The following is an 11,616-nucleotide window of genomic DNA, read 5'->3' as shown; positions in this document are numbered from 1 at the left end:
CATCTGCTCGCGACGCAACTGTTTCTTCAGAGCTGTTTTGCCGTGTCCATCTACGCCGTGAAGTTGGAAAACGTTCTTTGCCAAGTCAATGCCGATAGTCGTAATCTTCATGGTGAATGCCCCTTCTGTGAGTAGTGGTTTGACACTACCACTCTGGCACATCGATGCCGCCAGGTGGGGGCGTCCATCCCATTAGATCAAATCGGAACTTCTACACATCAGGGACAGAGGCGACGGCCTTGTCAAAAGTCCGGATGTATGGCTGCAATCTCACCTTAGTTCTTCGCTAAAACAAAAAGATGGCTTGGCAAACGGGGGCGTCCATGTATGACAGTCTCCCGTTTTGACGGCACTTGGCTGTCAGATCAATTCAAGTTGTCTATCTTCTCCCCCCATTCCCGTTTGCCATCAATAAAGGTTTGTACGGACGTGCCGACGTCCCCCATGTTCAGTAGCAGAGGGCTTTAGAGTCCGGGCTTAATTTACCTGATTTCTCTGCAAGTGATTCGGCATAGGCAGCCGGCGTCAAACCACCCAGTGTTTTCTTGGGACTTTCGTTGTTGTATTCTCTGCACCAGGCTTCGATGACGATCTGGGCCTGGTGCAGGCTGGTGAACCAGTGTTCATTCAAGCACTCATCCCGAAAGCGCCCATTAAACGATTCGATATAAGCGTTCTGATTGGGCTTGCCTGGCTCGATGTGAATTCCACGGGCCTGTGCCCAGGTCAACATCGCGCGGCTGCAGAACTCCTTGCCGGAGTACCTGCAGAATAGTGGTCAACCATCGTCAAGATCCGCATTTTTTCCGAGCGACTTGAACCGATGAAGGAGCTTGAGATGGCTGACCCAATCCATGATGTGCGCCCAGCAAACCTGGGTGGCAATCGATATCGCCAAACAATTTCATGCAGTATTGATTGAAACCTCGCAAGGTCGACTCCAACGCTTCAAGATGGCTTCGACTGCCTGTGAGCATGATCGACTCATTGCGTTACTATCCTCATTGCCGCCGCCGTGCCGAATTGCTTTCGAACCGACTGGTAATTTCCACCGGACATTAGCGTGGCGCTTGCTAGCTGCCGGCTTTGACGTGGTCACCGTTTCGACGGTGGCTGCCGCCCGCTATCGGGAAGCGCGCTTCAACTCTTGGGATAAGAATGACCCTAAAGGCGCGCAAGTCATTCTGGAAATGCTCAAACAGGGTCTGACACAGTTTTACCATGAGCCCTTGCTGACGGGATACCATGACTTGCAGGAGCTGTCCAAGACCTATCACCAGGTCGCCTTGGCCCGCAAGTGGCTGGCCGACACGCTGCTGAACCACTACCTGCCTCTCTACTTTCCCGAAATGGCGCTATTGGGAAGCAACACGCGCCGAATGGTTCATTGCCTTTCTGCAGCGATTTCCCACGCCAGGGGCCATTCTGACGTTGAATGAAAGCGAATTTGTGCAAGCCGCAGGGCCATTGCTGGGCCGCAAGGTGAACAAGACCGGAAAGCTGTTGGAGATGTATGCGTTGGCGCAACATAGCTCGGCTTTGCCCATCCTGGAGGATTCGCTGGCCGTGCAGACGTTCCGGCAGCAGTTAGCGCATATGGCCCATGTCGCAGCACTGCACCGGACTTTGGAACAGCAGGCGCAGGCCCTTCTCCAGGACCGCTGGGAATTTCGTTGCCTGTCGTCTCTGCCTGGCATCGCAACCATCTTGGCCCTGATCATTCTGGCTGAGGTTGGGGATATCCGTCGCTTTGGCCACCATCGACAGTTCCTCAAATATTGTGGCCTGGATTTGGCGAAGTCCCCGTCGGGGCAGTCGAAAGGAAAGGAGCGGCTTTCCAAGCGGGGCAATGCGCGCCTTCGTTACGCTTTCTGGATGGCGGCTTTAGTGGCGGTGCGCTTGACCGAGAACTCGTTTCGCGACAAGTACGAACGCTATCTTGCATCGGCACCCCATGACGCGGATCGGAAACGGATGGCGCTGACCGCCGTTGCCGCCAAAATGGCGAGGGTGGCTTATGGACTACTGAAGACCCGCACCTTGTATCAAGACTATTTCGAACACGCTTTACCCGGTGGATCGACCTCTCTCGCGCTGGCCGTTGAGGCAACTATGACCTCGTAGATAATGCTTGGGCCTTCCACCGGGACTTCTATGCTGTTTTAGGTTAGGTCAGGGTCAGCCGCTGGCTGGATCCTATGTTCATTATGGTCAGCGGGATTCCCGTCAAAGGGTGGAAGCACGGGGGCGTTGTGTGCATCGAAAAGTGTTTTTACAGACGATTGCTCGTCTGAGGATCAGTGTTGCCTGACGATGGGAAAACCACTTGCAGTTAGTTCGTTGTCGATCTGAATCCACTGAGGTATTCTGCGCAAAGCTTGTACATGCCGCAATCGCGACAACATCCTCGGCTTTCAGCGCGAAGTCCACCGTGATCGCCAGGCTTTCCCGGCTAAAGTTATCAACTACAGTTAATGCCCGGATTTTCTGGCTGTTGAACAGCTGATCGGCAACGAAATCCATGCTCCAGCACGAATTCAAATTGGAGGCGGCGGGCCGAGCGTGGCGATGCGCCGCCGCCACTCGCCGTTTGGGCCGCTTGCGCTGCAGGTTCAAACCTTCCTCGCAGTAGATCCGGTAGGTCTTCTTGTGATTGATTCGCCAGCCTTCGCGCCGCAGCAGGACGTGGATGCGACGCGCGCCATAACGAATACGCGTGGCGGCGATCTCGCGGATTCGCAGCTGCTCCGCTCGATCGTTACGAGGGTGGGGACGATAAATACGTCGCTTGCCGCAACTGAATAACGGCTGTAGCGCGATGTAGACTGACGCGGTACGCACCGAGGAAGTTGAGCCGCTCGCGTTCGCAGGCCGGCCTCACAGCTTTTTTTGGATGACTTCCTGCAGCATCTGCTTGTCCAGGCTCAGGTCGGCGACCATGCACTTGAGACGGGCGTTCTCTTCTTCCTGTTGTTTCAGGCGGCGCAGCTCGCTGACGCCCAGGCCGCCGTATTTCTTCTTCCTGTTGTAGAAGGTGGCTTCGGAGACGCCCATCTTGCGGCAAACCTCGGCGACGGTGGTACCAGACTCCGCCTGGCGCAAGGCGAAGGCGATCTGCTCTTCGGTGAACTTTGATTTCTTCATGACAAACCTCCTGCCCGGATGGGCTTAAATTTGCCAGAAATCTCTACTTTTCGCCGCTACGTTTTTGCGGGAGGAGGTCAATTAAGCCCGGACTCTAAAACCCTCTGCTACTGAACATGGGGGGACGTCGGAGTCGAAGGTGTCAGGTGAGTGCAATTAAAAAGCGGTATTAATGTGAAGTATCCTTTGCCGTCTTAATTTAGTACTGGTCCTATTAAAATCCGGAAAGATTAAGCGTAGCGTTGCGTCTAGCATTATCCCTGGCTGCGAGGCCTGTCGGTTGTGATTTCGGCTTGTCTCGCTCTTGCTGGCTAGGTCATGAACACGCTCTTAGAACGTGTTTACGATCTAGCGAGCTAAGGCGAGACAAGGCGGAAACGAGCGAAAAAGCGGAATGTACAAGTGGTACATGAGCATTTTGAGCTTGTTTTCAACGCCGTATCGCCGACGCGCAGCAGATCGTAAACAGGTTATTAGGCAAAGGTATAGATATCATGCTGAAGTCATTTCATGTCGCTGTCGACGACTCTTTACTCAACGCCTTGTCCAATGAAAACAGGCATATTCAGCTAAGTATCAGCATTGGTCATCATAAAGTCAGCGACATCACCTTAAGCCAGGGCGATATTGAAAATATTGTTACGCATAGCGCGGCTTTTTCGGTGGAGGGAATTAAGGCGGACAATGGGATGACCACTATTGTTTTGCAGCTGTCCTCAGGTCTGTGTGAGCAGGATATCTTGAAGTCCATGCATGCCCCATGGCGCGCGTACTCATTACCGACAGAAGCGCGTAAGTCTCCTCAGCACATCATGCTATCCGGAGCCTCTGGAGATCATTGGTAGGTTGACGTCTGCCAATACAATAGCCGCTGATCAACATCGGCCTTGGGGGACAAGCCGGCGCACCGTCAGCTTGAGCCTGACGCGGCACAGCTTGCCGGAAGGCGCTAGCGTATTCGCCATAGCGGTTTCGCCGTTAAACCACCTAATTTGGGGCTCTATATGAATATCTTGCTATTGGCGGCCTTCCCCGCCGAATCCGCCCGGCTGTCGCAACAGCTGTCCGCCGCGTGGAAGCCTGAGCCCATGCTCGGCGCTTTGTCCTGTCGCAGCCTTCAATACAATCTCCACCAGCTTTACCTGGCCGAAACCGGCGTGGGCACGGAAGACGCCGCCTTGACCACTCAAGCCGTGCTGTTGCAGCGAGATATTGATCTGGTCTTGTTGATGGGGTCCTCGGGCGCGGTGGGGGATGGCTGGGAGGTTGGCGATGTCGTTGCCGGCAAGCAAGTCGTGCAGATGGATCTTTACGGCATCGACACCATCCTGAAAGGCACGCCGTTTGAGTCCTGTCTGTTTAACAGCAATACGCATGCGCAGCTGGAAACGGCATGGGATGTGGACTCCTATTGGCTGGAGAAGCTGAAAGCCCTGCCTAGGGTGAAGCCGGGGTTGATCTTCAGCAGCAACCAGTTTCCGGTGCCCGCCGACAAGTTTCCCACAATGCTGGAACTGGGCCGCGGCGTGATTGAGATGGAGGCCTCTGGCGTGATGCGCGCTGCCCGCCGGCTGGGTTCTACGCCGGTGCTGGTGCTGCGGGCGGTCAGCAACATCATTGACGGCCAAGGGCGGGATACGGGCACGCCCGAGCAGGGCATTGAGTTGTGCGCGGAGCGGCTATCCACCGCCGTGTTGAAGCTGCTCTCCACCATTTGAGGCCTCCCATGGATTTGTTCAAAGTCTTGCTCTGGTTCGCCGGGCTTTGAACAGGTTCTTAAGATCCGCTAACAAAACCCCTGATCCTGCGTTGCGCCTCCTTGTCGTACGACTTGTACTGCCTGCGTCGGCGCGCCTTGGCTCAGGTTCTCTGCGAGGTTTTCTTCGCGGTTCTAAGTCTCTCAATCCTGCCCCGCGCGGCCGTCTCCGGCTTGACGCTCCGCCCCCGTCTCAGTACTCTTTGCCTCGCGCTGCGCCAAATAACGCCGCGCCGGGCAGGCAAGCCTATCAATCTCCGTGATCGCAGTCATGTTGCGTCTATTTGGGCGCTGCACGTCTGTTGCCACGCATCTGCATCTGAGCAGGGCGTGGCAGGGAGCCCCTTACGGGGCTGCCGGTCGACATCACGGAGAACCGGTCTTGCCACCTTGTCACGCTCCTGCTCGTATCCGAGCAGGCTTTCAAAGCTGACTTGGAGACTGCAATGACTCCTCTGTTTTCTCTTCTTCCTTTTGCCAAACCGCCCCCGGTCAACGGGCAAGATCCACTGCGCCTGCTGTCCCAAACCTTGGATGCTTGCGCGCTGGCCTTGAACGGCTTTTCTCTATTGCGTTCCACCTTGGCTGCCATCCAGGCCAGGTCCATTCCCGGCTCCCACCAATCCTTATTGGCGCGTCTATCCATCGAAGTGCTGGATGACTACGCCGCCCGCCTGCAACAACTCAGCACCGCTGTCCAAGACGAGCAGCAGGGAACGGCGCCATTGCCTTTCCATGCAGGCGTCGGCGGAGGCGCGCGCGCTACTTGCCGATAGCCGCGGTGTCCGTTCGCGGCCTCAGAACCTGTTGACGATCTGCTGCGCGTCGTGAGACGTGGCATGGTGAGTACCGTTTCGAAATGCTCATGTACCACTCGACCATTCCGCTTTCTCAGCGGTTTTCGCCTTGCCTCGCCTTCGCTCGCGAGATCGTAAACACGTTCTTAAGCGTTCAATCTAGGAGTTCAATTAGGCGTTCAATCGCCTACCGCCTTTAGGAGAGCCTTATGTCGCAATGTCATGAGTTTGCCTCGCGCCACAGCAAGGCGTTGGCCATGCAACGCTTCTGTTTCGCCCAGGAAGGGGAGGCGGCATGAAACCCACCGTGATGCAATTGCACAGGGATTTGCTGCTGGGCAATACCAGCAGTGTGGCGCTGACGGAGCAGGCGCTGGACGCCATCGCCCGCCACCGGGAAGCCGGCAAACTGGCTTTCACCCTGGTGAACGCTAAAGCCGCGCTGGCCACGGCCCGACGGATGGACGCCGCCGGGCTCTATCCCACCCCGCTGGCCGGCATTCCCGTATCGATCAAGGATCTATTTGATATCCAGGGCCAGGTCACCACGGCCGGTTCCGTAGTGTTCAAGCGCAACCCGCCGGCGGCCCAGGATGCGGCCGTGGTGGCGACGTTGCGCGCAGCCGGCGCGGTATTGTTGGGGCGCACCAATATGAGCGAGTTCGCTTGCTCCGGCCTGGGGCTGAATTCGCACTACGGCACGCCGCGCAATCCCGGAGATCCGGAGCGCGTGGCGGGCGGCTCCAGCTCCGGCGCGGCGGTCAGCGTGGCTTTGGGTATGAGCGCGGCCGCGCTGGGCGCGGATACCGGCGGCTCCGCGCGCATCCCCGCCGCTTTTTGCGGCCTGGTTGGCTTTAAACCCACCGCGCGGCGGGTGCCGATGCAGGGTTGTCTTCCTTTGTCGCCGTCGCTGGATTCCATCGGGATGCTGGCGCGTTCGGTTTCTTGCTGCGCCATCCTGGACGCGGTGCTTAGCGGCGGCTGGACGCCCTCCCACGCGCGCGGCCTGCCGCCTGATGTGAAAAAGCGCCGTTTCTACGTGACTGACGATTATCTTTCCGAGCAGGTGGACCCCGCCGTGGCGCAGGCCTTCGACGACGCCCTGGCGCGCTTGTCTCAGGCTGGCGCTCGCATCATCCGTTTCGATTTTCCGGAGTTGGGGCGGATTGAGGACATGGAGGCCCAAGGCGGCTTGGCGGCGGCGGAGGCCTGGCGCTGGCACGGCCCGCGGCTGGAGGGCAAGGGCGGCGCTTGCTATGACCCGCGCACTGCCCGACGCTTGCGGCAAGGGGCCGGCCTGAGCGCGGTCAGGTATCTGGAGCTGGTGGAGCAACGCCGCGAGCTGCAAGCCGCTGCCGCGTATCGCTTGTCCATGGCCGACGCCTGGCTGATGCCCACGGTGGCGATTTTGCCGCCCAAGCTGGCGAAGTTGGAGAACGAGGACGTTTACGCTCGCCTGAACCGGCTGGTTCTGCGCAACAGTGCCGTCGTCAATCTGTTGGACGGCTGCGCGGTGAGCTTGCCGCTGACGGATCAGATTGGTTTGAGCGTGTGCGGGCTGCATGGCCGCGACTCCCATATTTTGAAAATCGCCGCCGGCGTTGAATACGCGCTGGCTCACCCATAAGGAGAGCGGCGATGAAAGACCAATTGCCCGTGATGGAACAACTGAAACAACTGAATCAGGACTTGCTCGAGGCCCGGCCGGATCAGACCGCGTTGTCTCAGCTTGGCCGGCAGATGGCCGAGCAGTGCGCGGAAATGGACGCTTGCCTGTTGCAAGGCTTGATGGAGATTCGTTCGGCTCATGTCGGCTTGCAAGCCATCCTGACCTTGCTGCAACGCCGCGACGAGCCCTTGCTGTTTAGCAGCGAGGAGGCGGTGGCTTTGCTGGAACCGGTGCAACAGCGTCTGTATCACGGCTTGAACGGTCTTAACCGCCTGGTTTGAGCCTTGCTTCCGCGCCCGCAATAAAGCGTGGCTGCGCCGGCTTTTCGTACTGGTCAGATATTTTTTCGCGGAGCGTTTGCGCATACTTTGCCCATCTTATGCGGCGTTCTTTGCATAGGGTCTCACGCCGATCCCCCGGTGTTGAGCTGCCTAGTGTCTATTGCAAACCCATCATGTTTGCCTCCCTCTCCCTGCGTGGAGAGGGATATTTTTTTAACCGGAACCCCGCTCCGGCCTGTCGGCATGCGCTGATCGCGCCGTTTGCGAGCCATCTGCCAGGAGAACGCATGAACTTCAATATGAATGCCGCCCAGTTCCAGCACAAATTGGCCGAAATGGAGGAGGAAAACCTCATGCTGCGCTTGCAGCTGGATGTTTACCGCGATGAGCTGTTCAAGAAGTACGAGTCGTTTCTCGATGAGAAACTGACAACGGAAATGGAGAAAAAGCTGAGCCTGGACGTGCGCAAGGCGGAGGCGGACATGCGGCATAGGTTGCAAGAGGAAATCAAGCTGCTGAAAGAGGAGCTGCAGCGCCTGCGTGGGCCGGCCAAATCCGAAATCAAGCTGAACAAGGTGGACAAGGCGGTTGAGGTGCCGACTTTGTTGGCCACGGCCTGAGAGTTAACCCCGCCCTTGAACGCGAGGCATGCACTGAGACGGAGCCCGACGGCGGAATCAATGGAGTGTAGTGAATGAGAGCGTTACTGTTGTTGTGTTGGTTTGTTCTGGCACTGGGCGCGGCGCAAGCGCAGGTTGTGGTAGGGAAGGATTATCTGGTGCTGCCCAAGCCGCATCCGGTATCTAGCGGCGACCAGATCGAGGTGGCGGAGTTTTTCTCCTATCCGTGCCGGCATTGTTATGCTCAGGACGCTGCGGTATCGGCCTGGCTGAAGACCCAGCCGGCGGATGTGCGCGTGGTGCGCAAGCACGTGGTATGGGGCAAGCCGATGGAAGGGTACGCGCGGGTGTTCGCTACCTTGAACGTATCCGGTCTCTCGGACCGTTTGCATGGCGCGGCCTTCCGCGCGGTGCAACATGACAAAATCAATTTGGGGAATGAGGCGGAATTTGAGAAATGGCTACGCCGCCAGCCAGGCGTGGACGTCGCCAAGACCATGGCGGTGTACCGTTCCTTCGCGGTGAAGGCTCAAGTGGAGGCTATCGCCAAGTTCACCAAGGATTACCGGATCTTCAGCACGCCCATGCTGGTGGTGGACGGCAAGTACGCGATTGCCGCGGCCACGCCGGAGCGGACACGTGAAGTTCTGGACGCTTTGCTGAGCAAGGTACGGGTGCAAAGAAAGACAGGCGTTTTATAGGCATTTTGTTTGCAGAGGTGATTGCGATTTTTGCCTGTTTTATACCTTCTGGTTCGCCAAATATATAAGCTTGAATTGCTAAGAAGTTGGCATCCAGGATGGCGCTGGTGGCATGTGTGGGGTGAGGCTGTGGTTTGTTAGGTGGTTATGCTGCAAACTTCACTATCATTAGAGTTTCTGTCAGAAATTTTTATGTGGATTTTATCTTTCTGGCTAAATGGTCTGTAGTTTTTTATGGCTTTTGGTTTTTTTGATTTATTGAAAATTTAACGGGCTTGAGTGCTCTGATTTTAAATTAAACGCTGCTTGTGTGCATTTTGCACCCGGCAGCGTTTTTTTTTGGTCGTCATTTGTGTGAAAAATTATTTTGTATGGATTTTGCTTGGTGCATGTTGTTGATTCATGGGGGGTGTAGTACTGAGAGATTTATTTTGGGTTTGTGATGACTGGATCAGAAATATGATCTCATATTCCAATGGATGTGCTGTTTTGGTATTTTTAGTTTGTATATTTAAATAGCAATTAAAATGTCCAAGGGATATGTCTATGTGTGAGAGTGAAGTTTTTCTGCCAGACGAGTGGTCCAATCCTCCTGTTAAATCTACGGTGGTATTAATGAAGGCTATTAAGGAGCAAGGCTTAAGTAGGCAGGTGTCCGCAGGCTACGAGATACGTTCAGAAATGTATTGCGACAAAGTGTTTTTTTTTGAGACAGGGTCTTTGGTGGTTCGTTTGCAAGAGTCCTGCATCGTTGGGCACTTAAGCCATGGAGCTGTGTATGGGATGAATAATATATTTGGTGGCGAGCAGCCTGCTTTAAGTTTGCAAGTGGCATCTAATTCGCTGTATTACGAATGCGGCGTGGATAAATTCAGGGGGATGCTAGGAAATCCAGAGGTTTCATTGGCAGTGGCAGAGCATATTGCTTGGCATAATCGTCTCGTGACAAGTCATTTAAGTGTGATGTTGAATAGCAATTCCTATAAGAAAATAAAATTTGCTATTGAGTGGTTTTCTCAATCAGCACATGTCTTTCAGAAAAAAAACCCATTTGTGAAATTTGTTGCGGACAGAACAGGGCTATCTAAAGGGCATATTCATGCTGTTTTGAAACAACTAAGAGAGGGGGGGTATGTGGAGATGGAGGGCGGCTATTTGTTAAAAGTTTGTAAATCGCTTCCTGTGAATTATTAATGCCAAGAAAAAGGATTGATCATGGTGGATATGTTTGAGAAAAGTTTTGAGAGAGTGATTGGGCATGAGGGCGGGTATGTAAATAATCCTAAAGATCCAGGAGGGGAAACCAAGTGGGGGGTGACCTGTATGCTTGCCAGGGCGAAGGGTTATAGCGGCAATATGCGTGATATGACGCGGGATCAAGCAAGGGAAATATATAAATCAGCTTTTTGGGATGGCGGCTGTTATGAGTTTCTTGGTCCAGTCATGTCGTTTCAGTATTTTGATACGGCAGTCAATCATGGTGTTCTCAATGCCACAAAATTGCTTCAGCGAGCATTGGGGATTAAAGATGATGGTGTATTTGGTGACATGACTAAGCAGAAGGTGAAGGCTTGCTTAGAAATGGATTTGTTGTTGAAGTTCAATAAAGAAAGAATTGAATTCTATACAGGCTTGTCAACTTTTTCTGTTTTTGGAAAGGGTTGGATGAGGCGGGTGGCCATTAATATGGCCTATGGCGTTGATGATAACAAGGGGGGTGTATGAATTGGTCGGACGTTGCAAAGAAAATTGTACAGGCTGGGGCCCCAATTCTGGGAGGGATTTTGGCAGGCCCTGCCGGTGCGTCGGTTGGCACTATTTTGGCGCAAGAACTGGGTGCAGAACCCAACCCAGATTCTATTAATCAGGCATTGATGGCGATATCAGAGCGGGAAATGCTGGCTGGAAAATTGAGGGATATTCAAAACAGGCATCTGGAAACGCTTCGAGCACTGGAGTTGATGGAGCTGAAAATACAATCGGAAGATATCCGACATGCGCGAGAAAGCAATCAAGAACACTGGATGCCTTCGGCATTGACCATTACATTGGCTGTTATGGTGGCGGCTATCACGGGCATGCTGGTTTTGATTGCGGTTCCAGATAACTCCAAAGAAGTGGTATTTTACTTGGCAGGGCAGATTGTAACATGCTTTTTAACAGCAGTAAGCTATTGGTTGGGGGCTTCTAGGATTTCCTCGGTTAAAGATGGCATGTTTGGTATGTTCAGAAAAAGTAAGGTGGACTGAATTAGCTGAACTACCTGGATTTTATAGATAAACTAAGCCATTGAGGCTTCCCCAAGATTCGGGCCGGTAGTTAGTGGAAACTTCTGGCTCTCATAGGGTATGAAATCGGCTGGATCCATGTGTGGTGGGGAAATTCAGCCGGTGTTTCTGATTCCTGTGCAGAGTGGGGTGTGCCTTCTTATATGTAGAAGTTCAGACTTGATCTAATGGGATGGACGCCCCCACCTGGCGGCATCGATGTGCCAGAGTGGTAGTGTCAAACCACTACTCATAGAAGGGGCATTCACCATGAAGATTACGACTATCGGCATTGACTTGGCAAAGAACGTTTTCCAACTTCACGGCGTAGATGGACACGGCAAAACAGCTCTGAAGAAACAGTTGCGTCGCGAGCAGATG

General features: G+C 54.3%; 12 protein-coding genes and 4 pseudogenes. 12 read left to right on the top strand and 4 right to left on the bottom strand.

What is annotated here, in order from left to right:
• Positions 1-111 (bottom strand): annotated as a pseudogene (locus B0T39_RS25375) (IS110 family transposase); the annotation flags it as partial.
• A gap of 337 nt (positions 112-448) precedes the next feature.
• Positions 449-760, bottom strand: a pseudogene (locus B0T39_RS24230) (integrase core domain-containing protein); the annotation flags it as partial.
• Positions 761-854: 94 nt separating this feature from the next.
• Here B0T39_RS24230 and B0T39_RS24225 point away from each other — a divergent pair.
• Positions 855-2,124 (top strand): annotated as a pseudogene (locus B0T39_RS24225) (IS110 family transposase).
• A 102-nt stretch (positions 2,125-2,226) separates the two neighbouring features.
• On the opposite strand, the gene B0T39_RS26330 reads toward B0T39_RS24225, so the two are convergent.
• Both B0T39_RS26330 and B0T39_RS26590 read right to left on the bottom strand, forming a co-directional pair.
• Positions 2,227-2,841 (bottom strand): IS3 family transposase, encoded by a 615-nt coding sequence (locus tag B0T39_RS26330; protein ID WP_081551251.1) that lies wholly within the window; start codon positions 2,839-2,841, stop codon positions 2,227-2,229.
• A 36-nt stretch (positions 2,842-2,877) separates the two neighbouring features.
• Positions 2,878-3,144 (bottom strand): transposase, encoded by a 267-nt coding sequence (locus tag B0T39_RS26590; RefSeq protein WP_081551249.1) that lies wholly within the window; start codon positions 3,142-3,144, stop codon positions 2,878-2,880.
• A gap of 494 nt (positions 3,145-3,638) precedes the next feature.
• Here B0T39_RS26590 and B0T39_RS24210 point away from each other — a divergent pair, with 494 nt between their 5' ends.
• From B0T39_RS24210 to B0T39_RS25370, 11 genes and pseudogenes are all read left to right on the top strand, one after another.
• The gene (locus tag B0T39_RS24210; RefSeq protein WP_081551247.1) at positions 3,639-3,989 is read left to right on the top strand and encodes a hypothetical protein; all 351 of its coding nucleotides are present in this window, start codon (positions 3,639-3,641) and stop codon (positions 3,987-3,989) included.
• Between the two features lie 159 nt (positions 3,990-4,148).
• Complete coding sequence (locus B0T39_RS24205; RefSeq protein WP_081551245.1) at positions 4,149-4,862, top strand: 5'-methylthioadenosine/S-adenosylhomocysteine nucleosidase family protein; 714 nt, start codon at positions 4,149-4,151, stop codon at positions 4,860-4,862.
• A 484-nt stretch (positions 4,863-5,346) separates the two neighbouring features.
• On the top strand, positions 5,347-5,676 hold the full coding sequence (locus B0T39_RS24200) for a hypothetical protein (protein WP_081551243.1): 330 nt from the start codon (positions 5,347-5,349) through the stop codon (positions 5,674-5,676).
• Between the two features lie 316 nt (positions 5,677-5,992).
• On the top strand, positions 5,993-7,324 hold the full coding sequence (locus B0T39_RS24195) for an amidase (RefSeq protein ID WP_081551241.1): 1,332 nt from the start codon (positions 5,993-5,995) through the stop codon (positions 7,322-7,324).
• A gap of 11 nt (positions 7,325-7,335) precedes the next feature.
• Positions 7,336-7,647 (top strand): DUF1484 family protein, encoded by a 312-nt coding sequence (locus B0T39_RS24190; protein ID WP_043639985.1) that lies wholly within the window; start codon positions 7,336-7,338, stop codon positions 7,645-7,647.
• A 287-nt stretch (positions 7,648-7,934) separates the two neighbouring features.
• Positions 7,935-8,267 (top strand): hypothetical protein, encoded by a 333-nt coding sequence (locus tag B0T39_RS24185; RefSeq protein WP_081551239.1) that lies wholly within the window; start codon positions 7,935-7,937, stop codon positions 8,265-8,267.
• Positions 8,268-8,341: 74 nt separating this feature from the next.
• Complete coding sequence (locus tag B0T39_RS24180; RefSeq protein ID WP_081551237.1) at positions 8,342-8,968, top strand: thiol:disulfide interchange protein DsbA/DsbL; 627 nt, start codon at positions 8,342-8,344, stop codon at positions 8,966-8,968.
• Positions 8,969-9,514: 546 nt separating this feature from the next.
• Positions 9,515-10,162: a helix-turn-helix domain-containing protein gene (locus B0T39_RS24175; protein ID WP_176219652.1), complete on the top strand. Its 648-nt coding sequence runs from the start codon at positions 9,515-9,517 to the stop codon at positions 10,160-10,162.
• Between the two features lie 21 nt (positions 10,163-10,183).
• Positions 10,184-10,693 carry a glycoside hydrolase family 108 protein gene (locus B0T39_RS24170; protein WP_081551253.1) on the top strand — a complete coding sequence of 170 codons (510 nt, stop codon included), beginning with the start codon at positions 10,184-10,186 and terminating at the stop codon, positions 10,691-10,693.
• A complete protein-coding gene (locus B0T39_RS24165; RefSeq protein ID WP_081551235.1) occupies positions 10,690-11,217 on the top strand; it encodes a hypothetical protein in 528 nt (175 codons plus the stop codon). Before B0T39_RS24170 ends, B0T39_RS24165 begins: the two co-directional genes overlap by 4 nt.
• Positions 11,218-11,505: 288 nt before the next feature.
• Positions 11,506-11,616, top strand: a pseudogene (locus B0T39_RS25370) (IS110 family transposase); the annotation flags it as partial.

The sequence above is a fragment of the Chromobacterium haemolyticum genome, from assembly GCF_002081825.1.
GTDB lineage: Bacteria > Pseudomonadota > Gammaproteobacteria > Burkholderiales > Chromobacteriaceae > Chromobacterium > Chromobacterium fluminis.
The sequence above is the reverse complement of the archived record's forward strand: the minus strand, read 5'-3'. Positions and strand labels throughout refer to the sequence as shown.

What these genes read in the sequence shown, in the direction of transcription:
- B0T39_RS26590 (WP_081551249.1), bottom strand. Translation starts at nt 3,144, where the DNA reads ATGAAGAAATCAAAGTTCACCGAAGAGCAGATCGCCTTCGCCTTGCGC.
- B0T39_RS24210 (WP_081551247.1), top strand. Translation starts at nt 3,639, where the DNA reads ATGCTGAAGTCATTTCATGTCGCTGTCGACGACTCTTTACTCAACGCC.
- B0T39_RS24205 (WP_081551245.1), top strand. Translation starts at nt 4,149, where the DNA reads ATGAATATCTTGCTATTGGCGGCCTTCCCCGCCGAATCCGCCCGGCTG.
- B0T39_RS24200 (WP_081551243.1), top strand. Translation starts at nt 5,347, where the DNA reads ATGACTCCTCTGTTTTCTCTTCTTCCTTTTGCCAAACCGCCCCCGGTC.
- B0T39_RS24195 (WP_081551241.1), top strand. Translation starts at nt 5,993, where the DNA reads ATGAAACCCACCGTGATGCAATTGCACAGGGATTTGCTGCTGGGCAAT.
- B0T39_RS24190 (WP_043639985.1), top strand. Translation starts at nt 7,336, where the DNA reads ATGAAAGACCAATTGCCCGTGATGGAACAACTGAAACAACTGAATCAG.
- B0T39_RS24185 (WP_081551239.1), top strand. Translation starts at nt 7,935, where the DNA reads ATGAACTTCAATATGAATGCCGCCCAGTTCCAGCACAAATTGGCCGAA.
- B0T39_RS24180 (WP_081551237.1), top strand. Translation starts at nt 8,342, where the DNA reads ATGAGAGCGTTACTGTTGTTGTGTTGGTTTGTTCTGGCACTGGGCGCG.
- B0T39_RS24175 (WP_176219652.1), top strand. Translation starts at nt 9,515, where the DNA reads ATGTGTGAGAGTGAAGTTTTTCTGCCAGACGAGTGGTCCAATCCTCCT.
- B0T39_RS24170 (WP_081551253.1), top strand. Translation starts at nt 10,184, where the DNA reads ATGGTGGATATGTTTGAGAAAAGTTTTGAGAGAGTGATTGGGCATGAG.
- B0T39_RS24165 (WP_081551235.1), top strand. Translation starts at nt 10,690, where the DNA reads ATGAATTGGTCGGACGTTGCAAAGAAAATTGTACAGGCTGGGGCCCCA.